Below are 21,014 nucleotides of genomic sequence, written 5' to 3' on the forward strand. Positions count from 1 at the left end.
CGTCAATGGGACGCCAAGGCCCACACCTTGGCGCCGTCTTCTACAAATGTGGTGTCAAGGCTGCCCCACTCCCGGCGTTTCGGGTAGCTGCGGCGCAGCACGTCAAAGGTTTTACCGGCCAACAGGCCTTGTCGAAACCAGGCGTCATCGTCGCGGATGTCATACACCAAGTTGCCCAGGCGCCGCACCTCGGCCAAGGTGCCGGTCACATGCGTGACCGCCGGGGCCGGCAGCCAGTTGCCAAAGTGGCCGCTGGGCGAAAGGCCCTGATGGCGACACAGCGCTTCGTAGAGCATCCAGGTGCCGCGGCGCTTGCCTTCGATGCTGTGCCCGGCGATATGCGGGGTCAGCCAGCGAGCAAGGCCTAGCAGCCTTGTATCAAAATCGGGCTCGGTTTCATATACGTCCAGCACCGCTTCACCACGGCCCGCTTCAAGCCAGCTCACCAGAGCGGCGTTATCCACCACGCTGCCACGGCAGCTGTTGATGAGCAGCGCCCCGTTCTTCATGGCCGCAAGGGTATCGGCACCCAGCATCTTGTGGGTGGCGCTCCCTCCCGGCACATGCAGGGTCAGCACGTCCACCTGCGGCAGCATCTGGGCCAGGGAGATAAAGCCTGGCTCAGCCTTTGGCGGGTCGCAGCACAGCACCTTAACACCCAGCGCATTTAGCCGTCTAGACAGCCGAGAGCCAATATTTCCGACACCGACAATACCGACGGTCAAGGCCGGCAGGTCCCGGCCGGTCATCGTCTGCCAGTTCAGCACCGCCGACAGCACGTAGTCGGCCACGGCATCGGCGTTACAGCCGGGGGCCGCCGTCCAAAAAATGCCTTTTTCTTCAATGGTTTTAATATCGAGATGGTCGGTTCCTATGGTGGCGGAGCCAATAAAGCGCAGCTTGGGCGCTTGGGCCAGCAAGGCGGCATCGACTTGGGTGACAGAGCGCACCAGCAGCACATCGGCCTGGGCAAGCTGCTCGGGGCTGGGCATTCGCCCATCAAAACGCAGGATGGTACCGAATTCTAAGAAGAGTTCGTCAACCAACGGCATCAGGCCGTCAGCAAGGATAGTGAGCATAATCGAGGCATAAAAAAACCGGTTTGAGGTGAGTCTACCCCAAACCGGCCTGTTAGGGAGCCTTAGCCCTGGTAGCGTTTCATCACCAAAGAGGCGTTGGTGCCGCCAAAGCCGAAGCTGTTGGACATTACCACATCCAGTTTGGCGTCGGTGGCTGCGCGGATAACCGGCATGCCGTCGGCTTTCTCGTCGAGGTTCTCGATGTTGACGGACGGGGCGATAAAGCCGTGCTCCATCATCAGCAGCGAGTAAATAGCCTCGTGCACACCGGCGGCGCCCAGGGCGTGGCCGGTCATAGCCTTGGTGGCGGAGATGGCCGGCACTTTGTCACCAAAGAGGGTGCGGATGGCTTCCAGCTCTTTAACGTCACCCACCGGGGTGGAGGTGCCGTGGGTGTTGATGTAGTCGATAGCGCCGTCCACGCCTTGCATGGCCATCTGCATGCAGCGAAGGGCGCCTTCGCCGCTGGGGGCAACCATGTCGTAGCCGTCGGAGGTGGCGCCATAGCCAACGATCTCAGCGTAAATCTTGGCGCCGCGAGCCAGGGCGTGTTCCAGCTCTTCCACCACCACCATGCCGCCGCCGCCGGAAATCACGAAACCGTCACGGTCGGCGTCATAGGTGCGGGAGGCTTTGTCTGGGGTGTCGTTGTATTTGGTAGACAGGGCGCCCATGGCGTCGAACATCATGGCCAGGGTCCAATCCACTTCTTCACCGCCACCGGCAAACACCACGTCCTGTTTACCCAGTTGGATAAGCTCGGCGGCGTGGCCGATACAGTGGGCAGAGGTGGAGCAGGCGGAGCTGATGGAGTAGTTCACGCCCTTGATTTTAAAGGGCGTAGCCAGGCAGGCAGAGACGGTAGACGACATGGTGCGCGGCACCATGTAGGGGCCAACACGCTTGACGCCTTTTTCGCGCAGGGTGTCGATGGCCAGGCTCTGGTTCTTGCTGGAGGCGCCACCGGAGCCGGCAACGATACCGGTACGGATATTGGACACCTGCTCTTCAGCAAGGCCTGCGTCCGCGATGGCTTGCTCCATGGCAATGTAGGCATAACCGGCGGCTTCACCCATAAAGCGGATGGCTTTACGGTCGATGTGCTCGCTGATATCCAGCTTCACATCACCCCAAACCTGGGACCGCAGCCCCTGCTCAACAAACTGCTGGGAATGGGTAATACCGCTCTTACCGGCTTTCAGGGACGCCAGCACTTCCTCTGCGTTGTTGCCGATGCTGGACACAACGCCCAGACCGGTGATCACGACGCGCTTCATCATGCCTCACTTAATTAATTGCATTAACCCTATGGTACGCAAAGGAACCTGGGGAAGTGGTCGGCTTTCCCCATGGCCCAACATCCATGCCGAGGGTAGAATACGCCACCCTAAGCTCTGGGAATGACAACAATGCGACAGGCCGCCATACATTTCAATGAACAGGGTACTCCGGTAGCCCAAGACTTTGATGACGTTTACTTTTCCAACGCATCGGGCCTTGAAGAAAGTCGCTTCGTGTTCCTGCGCAATAACGGCCTGCCCCAGCGCTTTAGCGATCACCAAGGGGCCTTTGTTATCGCCGAAACCGGCTTTGGCACCGGCCTTAATTTCCTGGCCGCCTGGCAGGCTTTTAATGAACACGCCGGCCCCAAGGCCAGGCTGCACTTTATCTCCACCGAGAAATTCCCCCTAAGCCGCAGCGATTTAACCGCTGCCCTTAATGCCTGGCCCGAACTTGCCGCGCTCTCAGGGCAGCTTATCGAGCAATACCCCGACGCCGTGGAAGGCTGCCATCGCCTGCTGTTTGGCAAGGTCACCCTGGACTTGTGGCTGGGGGACATCAAAGATCTGCTGCCAAGCTGGCAGCGCCCCCAAGGGGGCCTGGTAGACGCCTGGTTTTTAGACGGCTTTGCCCCGGCTAAAAACCCCGAGATGTGGCAGCAAAGCCTGTTTGATGCCATGGCCAAGCTTGCCAAACCCGGGGGCACCTTTGCCACCTTTACCGCCGCCGGTTTTGTGCGCCGGGGCCTGAGTGCCGCCGGCTTTGCCGCCAACAAAGTGCCGGGCTTTGGCAGCAAAAGGGAGATGCTGGCAGGGTGCCTGGCAGCGCCCAGCACCGAGCCTGCAGCCACTATTTATCAAAGGCGCCCGGCGAAGAAGCTTGGCAAGGTGGCCATTATTGGTGCGGGTATTGCTGGCGCTGCCTGCGCCTGGCAGCTAAAGCGCCGGGGCATCGAAGCAACACTTTTTTGTAAAGACAATCGGGCCGCCGTCGGCGCCTCAGGTAACCCCCAAGGGGCGCTCTACCCGCTGTTAAACATTGACCAAGACGCCGTCAGCCAGCTTTTTGCCAGCGCCTTTGGCTACAGCCGCCGCATTGCCATTAAAAGCGGCATTCCCCAAGGTCTCGACGGCCTGCTGCAACTGGCGCTGGACGACAAGCTCAAGGCCCGCTACCCGCGCTTGGCCGAAGGCTATCCGGCCCTTTGCCGCTATGTGAACGAGGAAGAGGCCAGCACTCTGGCCGGGGTATCCCTGCCCTACCCTGGCCTTTACTTTGAAAAGGCGGGCTGGCTGAAGCCGCCGGCGCTGGTGGACTGGCTGCTAGCGGGCAGCAAGGTGCAGTTTGATGTCGAGGTCACCGGCTTTAGCCAAAGCGCCGAGGGTTGGCAGCTTTTGGCCGGGGATACCGTGCTGGGCACTTTTGATAACCTTATCCTCGCCGCCGGCCCCGGCAATATTGCCCTTGCCGACAAGCTGCCGCTTACCGCCGTGCGCGGGCAAATCAGCCAGGTCAAAGCCGAAGGCTCCCTTGCCAGCCTTAACACCGTGCTGTGCCACAACGGCTATATGACGCCGCCCGAGGCAGGGGCCCTTTGTATCGGCGCCAGCTTTGTACGCCAGGATTTGGATATCGCCGTGCGGGATGAAGAGCACCAAGAGAATCTCGCCAAGATGCAGCAAAGCTTCCCAGGTGCCGATTGGCTGCCGGAGGAGGTGGTGGGCGGTAATGCCGGCACCCGGGTGGTACTGCGGGACCACCTGCCGGTAGTGGGCGCCCTGCCCGATCCGGCCGGTTTTGAGGGCAAGAGTGAATGCGAGATGGCGGCTACCGAATATGAAGGAGTCTGGCTACTGGGTGGCCTTGGCGCCCGCGGCGTCACCTCGGGGCTTTTGTGCGCCGATGTACTGGTGTCGCAAATGCTGGCCGAGCCGCTGCCGCTGCCTAAGCCGGTGCTGGATGCCATCATGCCCAATCGGTTTTGGGTTCGCAGGCTTAAGAAGGGCCTTGCTTTCTAAACGCAGGCGCATAGCGAGGGAAGCCAATAAAACCAAAAAGGCCCGGGTTAGTGCAGTGCAGACCTGCGTCAAACCCGGGCCTTTTTATTCGCAAGCGCAGTAGCGCCTTTACTGGCTCACCCGCTCCCAAAGACCCACTACCAGCGCCTGATCCTGAGGGTTCAACTCGCCCGCTTCGATGGCTTTATTGAGGCTGGCTTTTACCCGCACTTTCAGCTCTGCCACTTGCGGCTCAGCCTCTTCCAGCTCGTATTGGCCAGCCGAAAGGCTAACGTGGCCTTGCAGGTAGCCACTGGCGAACAGATCGTCGTCGCTGCCGGTTACGACCAAATCGTCAAGCTGGGTTTGGATATTGTCTAGAAACTGCTGGTAAGCCATATCAGTCCGTCGGGTTGGCGGCCCGGTACATAACGCTGTCCCGATAGCCGGTAATGATGGGGTAAATACCGGTGAGCTCTCGGTCTAGCGCCGCGTCGCCGGTATCGATGATAAGGGGGCGCCCATCCAGGGCTTGTAATTTGCGCTTGGTGGCCACCACCAGGATGTTATCGCGGCCGATGGCGCGAATGACCCTGGGGCTCAGCTGCTGGTTGCCGCGGCCAAAAAGATGGCCCTGGCCACCAATCAGGGTGATCACCAGCTTGGTGCCGGGAGTAATGGCCTCAAAGAGCTGCGCTTCGGTGAGATCGCTCGCCAAAAGCTGCTCGTCCTCGATAAGGTCGACCCCCAGCAGGGTGTTGTGAAGGCCCAGTTCTTCCATGATAAAGGCCACTGTGCTGCCCGAGCCCATCACAAAGCGCGCTCCAGGCTCCATGCGGCTGATAACCTCGCTGGCGATATCGTGCAGCACCAGTTCGTCCGATTCCTTGCCGCCCTGCTTGACCGCCTGCACGTAACGCAAGGAGCTGGGTATGCGCATCTCGCCAAAACGTTTGGCACGCACCACCCCTTGGCGAAACTGGCTCTCGTCGATGTCCATCACATCGGCGTCCACCAGGCTCAAAAGCTCGCCCCGGTGCAAGGAGGCAATCAGCTCTCCGGCCGCCTTGGGGGTAACGGCGTAAACGCCAGAATGGATTTTGCAGCCGGCGGGTACCCCCAGTACCGGCAGTGTTTCTTCCACTACCGCGCAGATATCCCGCGCCGTGCCGTCGCCGCCGGCAAACAGCAACAGCTCAACATGACTATCCAGTAGCGCCTTGGCGGCCGCTTTGGAGTCTTCGGCAGAGGTGAGTTCAGGCGCCTGGTAGGCCACCTCAAAGGTAAAGCCCATCTCGCTCAGGAGATCGGCGCCCATCTCCCCGGAGGCGGTGATAAAAGACAGCTTATCTTTTACCGCCACTAAGGGCTCCAGGGCGATGCGGGTGCGGTTATTGGCCTGCTTGACGGCGCCGCGCGCCAGGGCTTCTTCAACGACACCGTCGCTACCCTTAAGGGCAACACTGCCACCGACGCCTGCCACTGGGTTGATGATAAGGCCAAGCTTCATAGCGCCTCCGGCAAAGGAAAATCTGCCGCCACCGGCGGCTTTTGGCCATAGAACGTCGCCAGAGCCGCCATAAAGCGGGCGGCGCGGGGAGGGAAACCATCTTCTGCGTAGCGCAGCACCTGGCCGTGCACCTTGCGCTGAAAGCCGGCCCGGTCCGGCTCGGCGCTACCGCTTAGGTTGTCGGTGCTGACGTTAAAGCGAAAACCGGCTGCCGCGCACAGGCCCCATTCGATGGCCTGAGGCTTGACTTCAACGGCTTCAAAGGCCTGTTGCTGGGCGTCGTCGCGGCCGTCGGGGCAGTACCAGTAGCCATAATCCACCTGCTGGCGGCGCTTTTCCCCGGCCAGGCACCAATGGGCGATCTCATGAAGGCCAGAAGCGTAGTAGCCGTGTGCAAACACCACCCGGTGATGGGGGTTGTCGCTGTCTGCCGGCAGATAAATAGGCTCGTCGTCGCCTCTGACCAGCACCGTGTTGTGGCTGGCCAGGAAGCAATCGTTAAAGAGCATGATGAGGTCGGAATATTGGTGCATACGGCTTAAATGCGTCCGGTTTGTCCTCGGTGGCGCAGCCAGTGGTCCATCAGGGTCAACGCCAGCATGGCTTCGGCGATGGGAACAGCGCGAATGCCTACACAAGGGTCGTGGCGGCCTTTGGTAACCACTTCCACGGCGTTGCCGTCTACATCAATGCTGCGCCCCGGCACCTTGATGCTGGAGGTTGGCTTGAGAGCGATGTTGACGCTGATGCTCTGGCCGGTGCTGATACCGCCCAAAATGCCACCGGCATGGTTGGTGAGGAACCCCTCGTCCGGGGTTATCTCGTCGCGGTGCTCGGAGCCGCGCTGGCGGGCCGCTTCAAAGCCGTCGCCAATTTCCACGCCCTTGACGGCGTTGATGCACATCATTGCCTTGGCGATATCGGCATCGAGACGGTCAAACACCGGCTCGCCGAGGCCCACCGGCACGCCGCTGGCTTCGACCATGATTTTGGCGCCAACCGAATCCCCTTCTTTTTTGATGGCCCGCAGCAACTCGTCCAAATCGTCCAGTTTGTCGGGGTTACCGCAGAAAAAGGGGTTTTGCTCCACCTGGCTCCAATCGGTAACCGGGCAGTCCACCTCGCCCATGGCCACCAGGGCGCCGCGGATGGTCACGCCAAATTGCGCCAGCCATTTTTTGGCGATGGCACCGGCCGCTACCCGCATCGCGGTTTCGCGGGCGCTGGAACGGCCACCGCCGCGATAATCGCGCAGGCCGTACTTGTGGTGATAGCCGTAGTCGGCATGGCCGGGGCGAAACTGGCGGGCTATTTCGGAGTAATCCTGAGAGCGCTGATCGGTGTTTTCAATCAGCAGACCAATGGGGGTACCGGTGGTTTTGCCCTCAAAGGTGCCAGAGAGGATTTTGACTTGATCGGGCTCCTGGCGCGGCGTGGTGTAGCGTGAAGTGCCGGGGCGGCGGCGGTCTAAATCGTGCTGGAGATCCGCCTCGGTCAGCTCAAGCCCAGGGGGGCAGCCGTCAACAATGGCGCCCAGGGCCAGGCCGTGGCTTTCGCCAAAGGTGGTGACGGTAAAGATGGTGCCAAAGGTGTTGCCGGCCATGGTTAATCCTTGTAGAGGCTGAACAGGTCAGCGTGCTGGTCCAGATCTTCCTTGGTAATAAGGAATACGCCACTGCCACCGCGCTCGAACTCCAGCCAGACGATGGGCAGTTCGGGGTACTGGTGGTTCATGTGCACTTCGCTGTTGCCCACTTCGCAAATCAAAATGCCGCCCTCTTTGAGGTGCTTGCCGGCATTGGCGAGGATGCGGTTCACCAATTTGAGGCCATCGGTGCCGGCAGCCAGAGCCACAGCGGGCTCGTGCTGGTATTCACCGGGCAAGTCCGACATGTCTTCGGCGTCAACATAAGGGGGGTTGGTAACGATAAGGTCGTACTTTTCACCCTCGGGAATGGCGCGGAACAGATCCGAGTGAATGGGGGTGACCTGGTGCAACATGCCATGTTCTTCGATGTTGCGCTCAGCGACCGCCAGGGCGTCTTTGGACAGATCGGTGATGTCCACTTCCGCTTCGGGGAAGTAATGGGCGCAAGCGATACCGATGCAGCCAGAGCCGGTGCAAAGGTCGAGAATACGGGTGACATCGCGACCATCCAGCCAGGGTGAGAAGCGCTGCTCAATCAGCTCGCCGATGGGGGAGCGGGGAATAAGCACCCGCTCGTCCACATAAAAGGGCATGTGGCAGAACCAGGCCTGGTTGGTAATGTAAGGCACCGGCTTGCGCTCTTGGATGCGCACCATGATGCGCTCAACAATGCGCTGGCGCTCAGACACGGTCAGGCGGGCATGGCGGGTGTCATTGTCGATATCAATGGGCAAGTAGAGGGTAGCCAGGACCAGGGCTACAGCTTCGTCCCAGGGGTTGTCGGTACCGTGGCCATAATAGATGTTGGCGGCGCTAAAGCGGCTGACGGCCCAGCGGATCATGTCCTGGATACTGTGAAGCTCGGCGACGGCTTCATCTAAAAAAATCTTGTCCAATGCTACCTCCCATTTCAGCCCGGCACCGCGCTGGGCTACACTATGGCCCCATGAAAAAGCCCCCCATCGACAACGACGAACTGGCACTTTTCCGTGAAGCCATGGCCGGTACCCGGCCGCTGGCGCAGGATACCATAGGCCATGACCGCCCGCGACGCCCCAAGCGCCGCCAATTAGCCGATCAAAAGACCGCCCGGGAGGCGAGCTTTTACTTTTCTGACAGCTACCAGCCCCACTTCGGCGAAAGCTGGCCCAATTACGTGCGAGATGGGGTGTCGGCCGGGGAGCTGAAAAAGTTGCGCCGGGGCGACTATGCCCCGGAAATGACCCTGGACCTGCACGGCATGACCCGCGAAAGTGCCAAGCTCGAATTGGTGGCGTTAATTGACCGGGCCATCAAAGATCAGGTGTTTTGCCTGTGCATATTGCATGGCATCGGCACTGGCGCGCTGAAAAAGCAGGTACCCAGTTGGCTGGCGCAGCACCCCAAGGTGCTGGCAATGCATTCGGCCACGAGGGAATACGGGGGCCAGGGGGCGCTGCTGGTACTGGTGGACTCAGTCCACTGAGGACAGTTGACGAAGGCTCACTTTGGCCTTGCCGTCTTCGATATCAATCACCACGATCTGTGCCGTAGCAAAGGCCATGGGCACTTCGCCGGGCACTAACTTCTCCACTAGGTAACAGACCAGCGGCATGTGGGAAACGATAAGCAGCCGCTCAATTTCTGGGGACGCCGCCACCAAATCTGCCACCGCCTGGGCATTGCCGTCAGGAGTAAGCTCGCTCAGCACCAAACGTTTAGGGCTGGCGCCTAGGGCGCGCAGGGCCTGGTCAGCAGTCTGCTGGGCACGCAAGTAGGTACTGACCCACAGTGCATCGGGTTGCCAATCCTGGCTCTTTAACCACTCTCCCTGAGCCTTGGCCTGTTGCTGGCCATGGAGGGTTAGCCGACGCTCGGCATCGTGGGTGATTTGCCCCTCGGCTTCGCCGTGGCGCATTACCAGGATCTGCATGGTAAAACTCCAAAATAGATTGGTCGCGCAGTGTACAGAAAGGCGCTGGCGTTTCCAATCTTACCAAGGATGGTCATAATGTAGGTTCTACCTCCCAACAGGGGCCATTGTGCGCAAAAGTCCTTTTGATCACCGTACTTACCGACACATCACCCTGGCCAACGGCCTGCCTGTACTGGTGGTTGAGGACGCCAAGAGCCACAGAGCCGCCGCTGCGGTTGCGGTGCGCGTGGGGCACTTTTTTGACCCGCCTCACCGCGAAGGCCTGGCCCATTTTGTGGAACATTTACTGTTCCTGGGTACTGATACGCACCCGGGGGACGGTGAGTATCAAAGTTTTATTCAGCGCGCCGGCGGCTACCATAACGCCTGGACCGGCACTGAGCATTCCAGCTACTTTTTTGACGTTCAGCCCAACCATTTTTCCGAGGCGCTGTGGCGATTCTCGCGGTTCTTCGTGTGCCCGCTGCTACAACCGGAATCGGTAGATAACGAGCGCCACGCCATCGAGGCCGAATATCGCCTCAAGCTGCAAGACGACACCCGCCGTCTCTATCAGGTGCACAAAGCGGTGGTTAACCCCGAGCACCCTTTTAGCAAGTTTTCGGTAGGTAACCTCGAAACCCTGGCTGGCGACCCGGTGGAGCTGGCCAGTGAGGCCCGCGCCCTTTATGAGCGCCACTACCACGCCGGTAACATGACCCTGGTGCTCTACGGCCCGCAGTCGGTAGCCGAGTTGTCGTCCTGGGCGCACAGTTACTTCTCAGACATCCGCCGCGGCGACAAAGTGCCGGCCTTTTGGGAAGGCACCCGCCTTTATCAAAACCTGCCGTTTCAAGTGTCGGCCAAACCGCTAAAAGATCAGCGTCGCCTTGCCATCAACTTCCCGCTGCCGTCGGTGCAAAGCGAATACCGGCAAAAGCCCCTGACCTTTATCAGCCACCTGCTGGGCCATGAAGGGGAAGGCAGCCTGCTGGCCTATCTCAAGGATAAAAACTGGGTTGAGGCGCTGTCGGCCGGCGGCGGCATCAGCGGCAGTGGCTTTCGTGAATACACGGTGCAATTCCTGCTCACCCCCTTGGGCGAGCAGCACCAGGTAGAGATTGTCGAAGCCTTGTTCGCCATGCTCACCCTTATCAGAACAGAAGGGCTGGAAGGCTGGCGCTTTGCCGAGCGCCAACGCCTTGCCGAGCAATCCTTCCGGCTGATGGAAGTGACCGAACCCATGGATTATTGCAGCCACCTGGCGGTCAACCTGCTGCAATACCCGCCCGATGACGTGCTCTACGGCGATTTTGTGATGAGCGACTTCAACCCGGAGCGCATTCGTTACTGGCTGGATTTTTTAACGCCAGACAACCTGCGCTTGGGCCTGGTTTCCCCCGATGTGGAAGGGGAAGCCGAAGCCCCCTGGTACCACACGCCCTTCTTTACCCGGCCCATCAGCAAGGAATGGCTAAGCCGCTGGCACAGCCCTGCCCTGCTGCCCCAGTTGCATCTGCCGACCCCCAACCTGTTCTTGGGCGACGCCCCAGAGCCGGCGCCGCTTAAACAGGTTAAGCAGCGGCCCGATAAGGTCAGGGAAAGCCCTCACCTGCGGCTTTGGCACTGGCAGGACCCTGACTTCAGGTTGCCCAAGGGCCACCTTTATCTCGCCATGGAAAGCCCCCATGCCATGGCGAGCCCCAAACACATTGCCCTGACCCGGTTGTGGCTGGACATGGTGTCTGAATCCCTCACCGGTGAGCTTTACGACGCCGAGCTGGCTGGGCTCAGCTGGCAGCTCTATCCCCAGCAGGCCGGTATCACCTTGCAACTGGGGGGGATCCTTGGGCGCCAGCACCGACTGTTTAGCCACATCACTCAAAGGCTGCTGGACCAGCCGCCGCCGGAGCATACCCTGGACATGTGCCGTAAGGCATTGATCCGCCAATACCATTCCTTAAAGCAGCAAAAACCGGTGCAGCAGCTGCTGGCCGAGCTCACCCGACTGCTGCAACCCAGCCACCCCGGTTATGCCAGGCTGGCGCGGGAAATGGAGCAGCTCAGTTTTGAGGATCTGGTTAACCACCAGCAACAGGTCACCCAATCGCTTTTTGTCGAAGGCCTTGTCCACGGCAGTGCGCCGCGCGAGGAAGTAACGCCTTGGCTCGAAGAAGTCTTTGTCAGGGCGAGCGGCCAGGAGCCGGTGCGCAAGGTGCTGAGTCTTTATCAGCGCGGGCCGCTGCAGCGCACCTACGCCGTTGAACACCCCGACTCGGCGCTGCTGGTGTTCTACCAAGGCCGCAGCGCCTCGGCCAGGGAGCACGTGTTTTTCATGCTGGCCCAGCAGGTGATGAGCGCCACCTATTTTGATGAGCTCAGAAACAAACAGCAGCTCGGCTACATGCTGGGGGTTAGCTTCTTCCCGATGCAGCGCCTGCCTGGCCTGCTGTTTTACGTGCAAAGCCCGGTGGCAGGCCCCGTACAATTGCTGGACGCCATCGACGACTTCATCAGCGACTTTTCCTTGCTGTTGCTGGGTCTGAGCCAAAGCCAGTGGCAAGCCACCCAGTCTGCCCTCTTGCACCAGCTCTACCAGCCGGATGCCACCCTGGCCGACCGTTCCAGTCGGTTGTGGCATGCCATAGGCCAAGGCGACCTGACCTTTGACTGGCGCCAGCGTCTGGCAGAAACAGTGAAAAACTTCAGCAAGACCGAGTTCATCAAAATGATGATGAAAAGGCTCAGGGCCAAGGCGGCCGACCGGCTGCTGCTGGCATCCGTTGGGCAGCAGCACCGCAACCTTGAGCCCCTTGAAGAAGGCCAATTCATCTGTGATGTCAGCCAATTCAAAAGCCAATCACGGCTCTATAAATCTGCTTGAAGTTGCCTTGTGACAAGCTGCCTGCCGTGCGCGAAGGGCGGCTTGTCGCACCTTGAGTAGCAAAGTGTGCAATTGCGCCTTTTGCCTTCAAGATTAGATTTAACTCTTTGATGTACTACGATATAAAGGTCTCATAAACCTAATAAAAAGTTTGCCGGAACCCCGAATGTCTCGCATTGCCTCAGGACTCTTCAGCGCATGCTTCCTCGTCCTATGCCTTCTCTCATGCCAGGCCAGTGCCTCTGACGCCCTTCCCACCGACTCCAACTACTACCTCTACAAAACCATTACCAAGGCCGATGGCCTGTCGCAGCTGTCGGTGTTTGACATAAAAAAAGATCAGGATGGCTTTTACTGGTTAGCCACCGCCGGCGGCCTGTATCGGTTTGATGGTCTGAAACTGAAAAAATTCGAGTTCGGAAATGACGAATCAGACGAATCCGCTTCCCACTTCGCCAGATGCATCCAATTAGATAATCAGGGTGGGCTCTGGGTCGGTACTCAGCGAGGGTTACTGTATAAAGAGCCACATAAGAATGCTGTTACAGCAATTCCCGCCTTTGCCGGACAAATCATCTGGTCAGTTTTTGTATATAACGAGAACGAACTATTAATATCAACTCAGGATAGTTTGTGGCGTTATGATTACGTCACTCAACAGAAGAAGAAACTGTCAAGTTTTGGTAAGATCAAATCTGTTGTCCAGTCTCATGACACCCTTATTTTGGGTACCTTTTCTGAAGGGTTGGTCTCTCTAGATATGAGTTCTTATGCCAAGAAGAAAGTATCTTCTTTTGGCATTAAAATAAATAAAATTAAAGCATTTAACGACCATATCTATATTGCATCCAGCACTGGATTGTATAAAGTCGATGACAGTCTCGATGCTTCGCCCGCTTTAGCTTCGGGAAATGTGAATGACTTCATCGTACAGCAAGATGATATTATTCTCGCCAGAGACAATGGTATATACAGCATAAAAGGCAATGCCGAGTATCAGATCTCCACAGGTAAGATATGGTCTTTAATTATCAATGACAGCCTTTTAATAGCAGGCACCCACACTGATGGCCTTAAAGAGTATCAACGCTCACCTCAGGCGTTGAGCAATATTAATCTACCACCATCCCAGCAGCTGACCTATGTTGCAGATATCGGCGTATTGGATAAAAGCATTTATTTTACTGACAATCTGCGCCACCTGTACGAATACAACAGACAGGATAAAAAAACTACTCTACTCAATAATTTAAAAGCCTCCAGCATTTTTTCATCTAATGAAACGCTTCTAATTTCGGATGAAAACAGCATAAACATTATAAATAAAGACAAGGGAGTGACAGTAGTAAATCACAAAAACAAGGTTCTTGAAGCCGATCATGATCAATACTGGTACATACTGGATGAAAATAATAACCTTTATAAGATTGACAACGACAAGTTGATATTTTTAAAAAGTCTCAGCACTTGTAATTTTGGATATCCAAATCTATTAAAAATACGTACTAACGACATTTTCGTTGGTGGCGATGCTGGCCTGTGTAAATTCGTTCTTAATAGTCCATTTTTTAAGAAAATATCTGACCAATGGACCAAGTCAGAACTGACAATTAACGACACCCCTATATTCCTCAATAAAAAAGGACAAGGTGTTGATGAAAATGGCACTATTAGGTTCGATCTTAATCTAGAAAGAGGAGAAGATGCCTATTCTTTCGCTGAGGTAAGAATAGACAATCACCTCTACATCATTTCATCAACATCTAAAGGCATCCGGATTTATAAATATGTCAATGCCAAACCGACGTTATTGGACATTTTTGACTCTCGCTATCGGATATTAAGCGAGTATGTCGCCGGTTCGGTATCGACTACAACGTCAGGACTGGCATTTTTCGGTGGTGTAGGTGGCATCTCAGCTATCGACGTAAGCAAGCTGAATGAGCAAAACTACAGTGGCAACATTCTAACGTCAGGTATCAAGATATATAACGAGCCAAAGCCGGCCTTGCAAGAGCAGTTCGCAGAGAAAAAAAGTATCACTTTAGAGAGCTATCAATATCCCCTTAGCGTGGCGGTATCACTGCTGGATTACCCCTTTCCGGGCAGAGCCAAACTTCAATACAGACTGTCCAGCTATGGTGACAACTGGTACAACTTCGACGGCTCAAGTTCAATTACCCTAAGCAGGTTGGACTCGGGCCTTTATGAAATTAACTTCAGGGCGTTAGATAAATCCAAAGTCATTGCCACGTCGCCACAATACTCAATCAACATCCTACCGCCCTGGTGGCGTAGTAACATGGCATTTTTCCTGTACTCTCTTTTTATTCTGGGCGTTATCATTCATGTGATGTCGATCATCAACAATCGCCGCCAGCAACACGTCAAATTGATTGAAAGCGAAGAACGGCTAAAGCTGGCACTCTGGGGCAGTGGTGACGAACTCTGGGACTGGGATATAAAAAGTGGAAATATCTACCGCTCCAACATCTGGAATGATTTCTTACTCCCCGAAGACGGCTTTAGAAGTAAAGATAACCAGAGCAATATTTACCCAAAAGATCTAGAGAGGGTAAAAAGCACTCTGCAGGCCTGCCTTTCTGGTGAAAAAGAAGAGTTTGAAGTGGCATACCGGGTTCATGACAAGACCATGAACTGGGTTTGGGTTCTGGACAGAGGGCGAGTAGTCGAACACGATGACAATGGCCTACCGGGCCGTATGACTGGCACCTTGAAAAACATCTCTCACTTAAAGAAAACCGAAGAGATGCTCAAACTGCTAGCGACCTCTTTTAAGAATATTTCTGATGCAATATGCATCGTGGATCAAGATTTTGTAATTCTGGATATCAACGATTCGTTTACCACCATTACTGGGCAAAGCCGTGAGGAGGCGGTGGGGCAAACTTGGAACTTCTCGCTCTACAACGATAGCTTTATTGAGCAGGTTAAGCAGACCCTAGACCGGGCAGGTCGCTGGCATGATGAAATCGAAGCCAAGCGCAAAAATGGTGTTATTTATCCCATCGAGATCACCATTGATAAAGTGTTCGATGAGGAAAAGGATTCCTACAACTTCGTTGCCGTATTCTCCGATATTTCCGAGCGAAAAGAGAAAGAAAAAGAACTGGAGAGACTGACTAACACCGATACCCTAACCGGCCTGCCTAACCGCAGTTTCTTTATGAGTACCCTGGACCGCCAGGTGAGAAAGGGCCAGCACTTTGCCCTGCTGCTACTGGATTTGAATAACTTCAAGCAGATTAATGATTCGCTTGGCCATCAGCTAGGCGATCTGCTGCTCATCGAAGTCGCAGAGCGGTTGCAAAAAGTCATGCAGAGCAATCATACCCTGTATCGCTTGGGTGGTGATGAGTTTGCGGTCATCATCGATAGCTTCAATAAGTTGGACGACCTCACCAGGCTGTCAGCCGAGCTACACCAGCAGTTACTCACGCCCTTCAATTTGCTGGGTGAAGAGCTCACCATGTCTTGTGCTATTGGAGCGGTACTTTATCCCGACGACGGTTTAAGCCCTGAGCACCTGCTGCGTAATGCTGACGCCGCCATGTATCACGCCAAACATGAAGGCAGCGAGACTTGCCAGTTTTTCTCCTCGTCCATGAACGAGCAAGCCAGCGCCCGCCTAGCCATTGAAAACCGGATCCGCAAAGCCTTAAGAGAAGATCTCTTTAGCGTTTACTATCAGCCCAAAGTCGAAACCTTAACCGGTCGCTGCACCGGCGCCGAAGCGCTGCTGCGTTTACCTGATGGTAAAGGGGGATTTATTTCTCCTGTGGAATTTATCCCCATAGCCGAAGAAAGCGGCCTGATTTTGGATGTGGGCAATTGGGTGCTGGAAGCCAGTTGTAAGCAGGTGAAGGTCTGGCATGAGCAGGGTATTTTCCCTGGCCGTATCGCCATTAACTTGTCAGCAAGGCAATTTCGCCACAGTGATTTAGTGGCGCAAATCGACAAGGTGTTGGCAGAGACGCAACTACCCGCCCATGTACTGGAAATGGAAATCACCGAGAGCACCATGATGGAAGACCCCATCCGTGCCATCGCCGTCATGGAAAGGCTTCGCTCGCGCAATATCACCCTGGCCATGGATGATTTCGGAACAGGTTATTCATCACTGTCAAACCTCCGTCAATTCCCGGTCACCAGCGTCAAAATCGACCGTGCTTTTGTCAAAGATTTGACATCTGACCAAGGTGCCAAGAACCTGACCGGCGCCATTATTTCCCTTGCCGACAGCCTGGCACTGCATGTGGTAGCAGAAGGAGTGGAAACAGCGGAACAACTGGCCATTTTGAAAGACCTCAATTGCCCGACTTGCCAGGGTTTCTTATTCGGCAGGCCGGTACCCGCCAGAGAATTTGAAGAACTGGTCACAAGAAATGGGGGCATGTTGGGGCCAGAAAACACAATCAACTGAAACTAAAAAAGTTGGCACGTAACCTGCTTTAGATAAAAGGCAAAACCTTGAGTCCTAATCTTAATGAGGAATGTCTTATGTTTACTGCTACTTTGCTTGCCACAGTTCTGAACTTCTTCGCTCCCAGCACGGCTTCTGTCGACGCTACCGTAACTGCAGCCCCGGTTACCGTGCTGATCGATGACCAAGTAGAAATGTAAACATCATGTCTACCCTGCTGAAAAGGCTTTTTGGCCATCATCAAAAACGGCAGGTAAAGCTCCCAAAGGGACTTGAGACTTTACGTCTCACCGTGACTCCCGCCAATAAATGGTGGGCATGAAAAAAGGCGCTCATTGAGCGCCTTTTCTTTTATGTTATGCCCTAAAGGCCACACCGCCATAGCCGCAGACCTGATGCATCCACAGTTGCTTTTTTAACTGTAACAACGGCCACAGCACCGGACCAAAGACCAGCCCGCCAAACGCCCATTGGCGCGGCGTCAGGCCCCCTTTGAGGGCATCAACATAGAAGAAGAAGGCACAAAAAAGCGATACGAAGGGAATGAACAACAACATCGACAACCACCTCTCAAAGCGAGGGGCTAGCATACCATGATGGCGTTTTTATGACCAAAAAAAGAGGGGCAAGCCCCTCTTCGTTAACTGTCGGCAGGTTAGCCATTAATCCTGATAGAAACGGGTCCCTTCTTCGGCCATCTTCACCAGCAGCGGGCTAGGCGCAAAGCGCTCGCCATACTGGCCTTCAAAGGTCTTGAGCTTGGCTACAACCGCTTTGGCACCCAGCTTGTCCATGTAGCGGAACGGGCCGCCCAGGAAAGGCGGGAAGCCGATACCGAAGATGGCGCCAATGTCGCCGTCACGGGCGCTTTGGATGATGCCTTCGTCCAGGCAGCGCGCCGCTTCGTTGAGCATCTGCATCAAGGTGCGCTCCACCAGGGTGGTGCTGTCGAGCCTACCTGAAGGGCTAACCCCCAAAACGCCGTACACCGACTCGTCCACCGGTTTTTTCGGCAGCTTTTTCAGCGGGTTCCAGGATTTGGGCAGATCCTTGTAGAGGTAAAAGCCCTTCAGGGATTTCTTGCCCTTGCGGCCATCAGCCAGCAGCTTGTCAAAGGCTTGAGGGGCCTGGAAGCGGCTACCCAGCTCTTTTTCAAGGATGGGGGCGATTTTGGCGCCCACGTCGATACCCACTTCGTCCAGCAAGGTAATGGGGCCTACGGGCATCCCGAAACCGGTCAGGGCTTTGTCCAGCTTTTCAACCGGCTCCCCTTCCATCACCAGGAACGCCGCTTCGTTCATGTACAAACCGAGGATCCTGTTGACATAAAAGCCGGCGCCGTCTTTGACCACGATGGGGGTTTTGCCCTGGCGACGGGCAAAAGCCACGGTGGTGGCGATGGTTTGGGGCGAGGTTTTGTCGTGAGCGATGATCTCGGCGAGCGGCATTTTGTCCACCGGCGAGAAATAATGCAGGCCAATCACGTTTTCCGGGCGCGCAGCTGCAGCAGCGATTTGACCGATGGGCAGGGAGGAAGTGTTGGAGGCAAAAATGGTTTCAGGGTGGCAATATTTTTCCACGTCTTTGACCATCTGGTGCTTGAGGTCCAAGTCTTCAAACACCGCTTCCACCACCAGATCCACATCGTGAAAACCACGGTACTGGGTGTCGCCGCTTAGCATCATCATCTGCTTTTGGGCTTCGCTCTTGCGAAGGTGGCGACGCTTGACCTTCTTCATCAGCAGGTCATAGCTGTACTTGTAGGCGTGGCTGATACCTTGCTCGGAAATGTCCTTGATACGGGTAGGAATGCCGGCCTTGGTCACGGTGACATTGGCAATACCGCCGCCCATCAGGCCGCCGCCAAGAACCGCCGCCTTAGTGACCTTCTGGGGTTTAACGCCCTCGGCGCCGGTTTCCTTTTTCATTTGGGTGGTGGCGAAGAACAAGCCGCGCAGCTGCTTGCTCTCGGGGGTTTTTACCAGCTCACCAAAGTTTTTGGCTTCCACTGCCAGGCCTGCGGCCATGCCGTCGGTCATGCCGATGCGCACGCACTCGAGGATCTTAAGCGGCGCCGGGTAATGGCCCCCGGTCTTTTTCACCACCGCCTTGTGGGCCTGATCGAAGACGATATTACGGCCAACGCCGTTGTCTTCCAGCAGTTTGTCCTTGATGGACTTTTTCGGGTCGTGAGCCGGCTTGCCCTTTTTGGCAAGCTCAATGGCCACTTCCAGCAGCACCGACTTGGGCACCACGTCGTCCACCAGGCCAGCCTTAAGGGCTTGCTTGGCGCGCAGCTGTTTGCCGGTCAGCATCATATCCAGGGCTTTTTGAATACCCACCAGGCGCGGCAAGCGCTGGGTGCCACCGGAGCCCGGCAGCAGGCCCAGCTGCACTTCCGGCAGGCCAAGGGCGGTTTTGTCCCAGTCGGTAGCCACCCGGCCATGGCAAGCCATGGCCAGCTCCAAACCGCCGCCCAGGCAAGGGCCGTGGATGGCGGCGATCACCGGCATTTTCAGGGCTTCAATCTCGGCGCAAATGGCATGGCCGGCCTTGGCCAGGGCTTCGGCGTCCTGGCTGGTCTGGCACTGGTCAAGCATGGTGATGTCGGCGCCGGCGATAAAGGAGCCTTCCTTGCCGGAGGTCAGCACCAGGCCCTTGATGGCGCTGTCGTGCCGCACATCGTCAAGAATGGCGCGAATTTCCTCGGCAAAGGCGGCCTTAAGGGTGTTCATGGTCTCGCCGGGCACATCCATGCAGATGATAGCGATGCCGTCTTCGCGGCGCTCCAGGGTAAAGGTTGTTGCAGTCATTATTCAGCCTCCAGAACCATGGCTGCGCCCAGGCCACCGGCGGCGCAGGCTGTGGTCAGGCCCAGGCCGCCGCCGCGGCGTTTAAGCTCGCGAAGGGTCTGGGTGATCATGCGGGTACCGGTCGCGGCAAAGGGGTGGCCGTAGGCAATGGAGCCGCCCAGCACATTGAATTTGTCCATGTCGATTTCGCCAGTTGCCTTGCTGCGGCCGAGTTTTTCCTGGGCAAACTTGTCAGAGGCAAACATCTTGACGTTGGCCAGGGTCTGGGCGGCAAAAGCTTCGTGCATGTCGATAAGCGCCAGGTCGCCAAGGGTAATGCCGGCGCGGTCCAGGGCCATGGGAGTGGCATAGGACGGGCCCATCAGCATGTCTTCCCAGACATCGATGGCGGCAAAGGCGTAAGAGCGGATGTAACCCAGGGGCTCGTAGCCCAGCTCTTTGGCACGGCCTTCACGCATCAGGATAATGGCCGAGGCGCCGTCGGTAAGCGGCGTGGCGTTGGCGGCGGTAACCGAGCCGTGCTTGCGGTCAAAGGCGGGCTTGAGCTTGGCGTAACCGGCCAGCTCGGAGTTTTCCCGAACGTTGTTGTCTTTGTCGAGGAAGCCTTTGTAAGGCTCGGCGTGGGCCACCATCACCTCGTCACGCACCAAACCCTCGGCCCAGGCCTTGGCAGCCAGGGTGTGGGAGCGGTGCGCCAGCTCGTCTTGGGCAAGGCGGCTGATGCCATGGCTCTTGGCCATTTGCTCGGCGGTATCACCCATAGACAAACCGGTGCTGTACTCGGCGACCGCCGGCGGTACCGGCAGCAAATCTTTCAGCCCTAAGCGGCGGAAGATGGCAAAGCGCTGGCCCAAAGTTTTGGCTTTGGTTAAATCCACCAGCGCGCGGGCCAGAGCCTTGGATACCCCTACCGGCAAGACAGAGGAAGAGTCGGCGCCCCCGGCAATACCGATATCGATACTGCCAGCCATAATGGATTCCACCACGTTCGCGGTGGACTGGAACGACGTGGCACAGGCGCGAGAGACACTGTAGGCGTCGGTGTGCACGCTCATGCCGGTACCCAGCACGATCTCCCGGGCAATGTTGGGCGCCTCGGGCATTTGCACTACCTGGCCAAACACCAGTTGCTCAACCAGCTTGGGGTCCAGCTCGCTGCGGGTCAGCAGCTCGCTCACCACCATCTTGCCCATGTCCAGTGCCGGTACCCCGTGATAGTAGGTAGCCTGGCGGGCAAAAGGCGTGCGCAGACCGGCAACAACGGCGATACGCTCGCCACTGGCCGTCTTTAAATTCAGGGTTTTCGCCGTCATCCCTTCCTCTCTATTAGTGTCTCTGATCTCAGAGGTCTGACCTGTGTAGTGGTCGATTGTAACCACTCCTTTTCCAAAAGGAAAACCTCTCTCACAGGGTAGCCAGTAGACCTGCTTGGCGTTTTCCGTTAAAACAGGTCAACACTCAAGA

Annotated in this window: 15 protein-coding genes; 4 read left to right on the forward strand and 11 right to left on the reverse strand. The window is 56.6% G+C overall.

Features of this window, described 5'->3' with window-relative positions:
• Window positions 1–2 precede the first annotated feature (2 nt).
• Together EDC28_RS04080 and fabB are read right to left on the reverse strand one after the other, a co-directional pair.
• A complete protein-coding gene (locus EDC28_RS04080) occupies window positions 3–1,079 on the reverse strand; it encodes a 4-phosphoerythronate dehydrogenase (protein ID WP_123420753.1) in 1,077 nt (358 codons plus the stop codon).
• Window positions 1,080–1,141: 62 nt separating this feature from the next.
• Window positions 1,142–2,356, reverse strand: coding sequence for a beta-ketoacyl-ACP synthase I (fabB, locus tag EDC28_RS04085; protein ID WP_123420754.1), 1,215 nt, complete (start codon window positions 2,354–2,356; stop codon window positions 1,142–1,144).
• A 132-nt stretch (window positions 2,357–2,488) separates the two neighbouring features.
• On the opposite strand from fabB, the gene mnmC reads away from it, so the two are divergent.
• Complete coding sequence (mnmC, locus tag EDC28_RS04090; protein WP_170164023.1) at window positions 2,489–4,378, forward strand: bifunctional tRNA (5-methylaminomethyl-2-thiouridine)(34)-methyltransferase MnmC2/FAD-dependent 5-carboxymethylaminomethyl-2-thiouridine(34) oxidoreductase MnmC1; 1,890 nt, start codon at window positions 2,489–2,491, stop codon at window positions 4,376–4,378.
• Window positions 4,379–4,486: 108 nt separating this feature from the next.
• Here the strand turns inward: mnmC and EDC28_RS04095 are convergent, their stop codons facing one another.
• From EDC28_RS04095 to prmB, 5 genes are read right to left on the reverse strand one after another with little or no spacing between them, the layout of a single operon-like run.
• Window positions 4,487–4,756, reverse strand: coding sequence for a YfcL family protein (locus EDC28_RS04095; RefSeq protein WP_123420756.1), 270 nt, complete (start codon window positions 4,754–4,756; stop codon window positions 4,487–4,489).
• Between the two features lies 1 nt (window position 4,757).
• Window positions 4,758–5,867, reverse strand: coding sequence for an ATP-NAD kinase family protein (locus tag EDC28_RS04100; protein WP_123420757.1), 1,110 nt, complete (start codon window positions 5,865–5,867; stop codon window positions 4,758–4,760).
• Window positions 5,864–6,400 (reverse strand): elongation factor P hydroxylase, encoded by a 537-nt coding sequence (locus EDC28_RS04105; RefSeq protein ID WP_123420758.1) that lies wholly within the window; start codon window positions 6,398–6,400, stop codon window positions 5,864–5,866. Before EDC28_RS04105 ends, EDC28_RS04100 begins: the two co-directional genes overlap by 4 nt.
• A gap of 5 nt (window positions 6,401–6,405) precedes the next feature.
• Window positions 6,406–7,470 (reverse strand): chorismate synthase, encoded by a 1,065-nt coding sequence (gene aroC / locus EDC28_RS04110; RefSeq protein ID WP_050658683.1) that lies wholly within the window; start codon window positions 7,468–7,470, stop codon window positions 6,406–6,408.
• Window positions 7,471–7,472: 2 nt separating this feature from the next.
• Complete coding sequence (prmB, locus tag EDC28_RS04115) at window positions 7,473–8,411, reverse strand: 50S ribosomal protein L3 N(5)-glutamine methyltransferase (RefSeq protein ID WP_050658684.1); 939 nt, start codon at window positions 8,409–8,411, stop codon at window positions 7,473–7,475.
• 50 nt (window positions 8,412–8,461) lie between these two features.
• Here prmB and smrB point away from each other — a divergent pair, with 50 nt between their 5' ends.
• Entirely contained in the window at window positions 8,462–8,980 is a 519-nt protein-coding gene (gene smrB / locus EDC28_RS04120) for an endonuclease SmrB (protein WP_123420759.1), read from the forward strand.
• Here smrB and sixA read toward each other — a convergent pair.
• Complete coding sequence (sixA, locus tag EDC28_RS04125; RefSeq protein ID WP_050658686.1) at window positions 8,969–9,427, reverse strand: phosphohistidine phosphatase SixA; 459 nt, start codon at window positions 9,425–9,427, stop codon at window positions 8,969–8,971. The two genes, smrB and sixA, sit on opposite strands and share 12 nt — an antisense overlap.
• Before the next feature lie 109 nt (window positions 9,428–9,536).
• On the opposite strand from sixA, the gene EDC28_RS04130 reads away from it, so the two are divergent.
• Entirely contained in the window at window positions 9,537–12,293 is a 2,757-nt protein-coding gene (locus EDC28_RS04130) for an insulinase family protein (protein ID WP_123420760.1), read from the forward strand.
• Between the two features lie 166 nt (window positions 12,294–12,459).
• Window positions 12,460–16,737: an EAL domain-containing protein gene (locus tag EDC28_RS04135; RefSeq protein WP_123420761.1), complete on the forward strand. Its 4,278-nt coding sequence runs from the start codon at window positions 12,460–12,462 to the stop codon at window positions 16,735–16,737.
• 356 nt (window positions 16,738–17,093) lie between these two features.
• Here EDC28_RS04135 and EDC28_RS04140 read toward each other — a convergent pair whose 3' ends face one another.
• The 3 genes from EDC28_RS04140 to fadI form a co-directional block, all read right to left on the reverse strand.
• Entirely contained in the window at window positions 17,094–17,294 is a 201-nt protein-coding gene (locus EDC28_RS04140) for a hypothetical protein (protein WP_123420762.1), read from the reverse strand.
• Between the two features lie 105 nt (window positions 17,295–17,399).
• Window positions 17,400–19,550 carry a fatty acid oxidation complex subunit alpha FadJ gene (gene fadJ, locus EDC28_RS04145; RefSeq protein ID WP_123420763.1) on the reverse strand — a complete coding sequence of 717 codons (2,151 nt, stop codon included), beginning with the start codon at window positions 19,548–19,550 and terminating at the stop codon, window positions 17,400–17,402.
• The gene (gene fadI / locus EDC28_RS04150) at window positions 19,550–20,863 is read right to left on the reverse strand and encodes an acetyl-CoA C-acyltransferase FadI (RefSeq protein WP_123420764.1); all 1,314 of its coding nucleotides are present in this window, start codon (window positions 20,861–20,863) and stop codon (window positions 19,550–19,552) included. Before fadI ends, fadJ begins: the two co-directional genes overlap by 1 nt.
• Window positions 20,864–21,014 lie beyond the last annotated feature (151 nt).

The sequence above is a fragment of the Gallaecimonas pentaromativorans genome (genome assembly GCF_003751625.1).
Classification (GTDB): domain Bacteria; phylum Pseudomonadota; class Gammaproteobacteria; order Enterobacterales; family Gallaecimonadaceae; genus Gallaecimonas; species Gallaecimonas pentaromativorans.

Coding starts and splice junctions, on each gene's coding strand:
- EDC28_RS04080 (WP_123420753.1), bottom strand. CDS start 1,079: ATGCTCACTATCCTTGCTGACGGCCTGATGCCGTTGGTTGACGAACTC.
- fabB (WP_123420754.1), bottom strand. CDS start 2,356: ATGAAGCGCGTCGTGATCACCGGTCTGGGCGTTGTGTCCAGCATCGGC.
- mnmC (WP_170164023.1), top strand. CDS start 2,489: ATGCGACAGGCCGCCATACATTTCAATGAACAGGGTACTCCGGTAGCC.
- EDC28_RS04095 (WP_123420756.1), bottom strand. CDS start 4,756: ATGGCTTACCAGCAGTTTCTAGACAATATCCAAACCCAGCTTGACGAT.
- EDC28_RS04100 (WP_123420757.1), bottom strand. CDS start 5,867: ATGAAGCTTGGCCTTATCATCAACCCAGTGGCAGGCGTCGGTGGCAGT.
- EDC28_RS04105 (WP_123420758.1), bottom strand. CDS start 6,400: ATGCACCAATATTCCGACCTCATCATGCTCTTTAACGATTGCTTCCTG.
- aroC (WP_050658683.1), bottom strand. CDS start 7,470: ATGGCCGGCAACACCTTTGGCACCATCTTTACCGTCACCACCTTTGGC.
- smrB (WP_123420759.1), top strand. CDS start 8,462: ATGAAAAAGCCCCCCATCGACAACGACGAACTGGCACTTTTCCGTGAA.
- sixA (WP_050658686.1), bottom strand. CDS start 9,427: ATGCAGATCCTGGTAATGCGCCACGGCGAAGCCGAGGGGCAAATCACC.
- EDC28_RS04135 (WP_123420761.1), top strand. CDS start 12,460: ATGTCTCGCATTGCCTCAGGACTCTTCAGCGCATGCTTCCTCGTCCTA.
- EDC28_RS04140 (WP_123420762.1), bottom strand. CDS start 17,294: ATGTTGTTGTTCATTCCCTTCGTATCGCTTTTTTGTGCCTTCTTCTTC.
- fadJ (WP_123420763.1), bottom strand. CDS start 19,550: ATGACTGCAACAACCTTTACCCTGGAGCGCCGCGAAGACGGCATCGCT.
- fadI (WP_123420764.1), bottom strand. CDS start 20,863: ATGACGGCGAAAACCCTGAATTTAAAGACGGCCAGTGGCGAGCGTATC.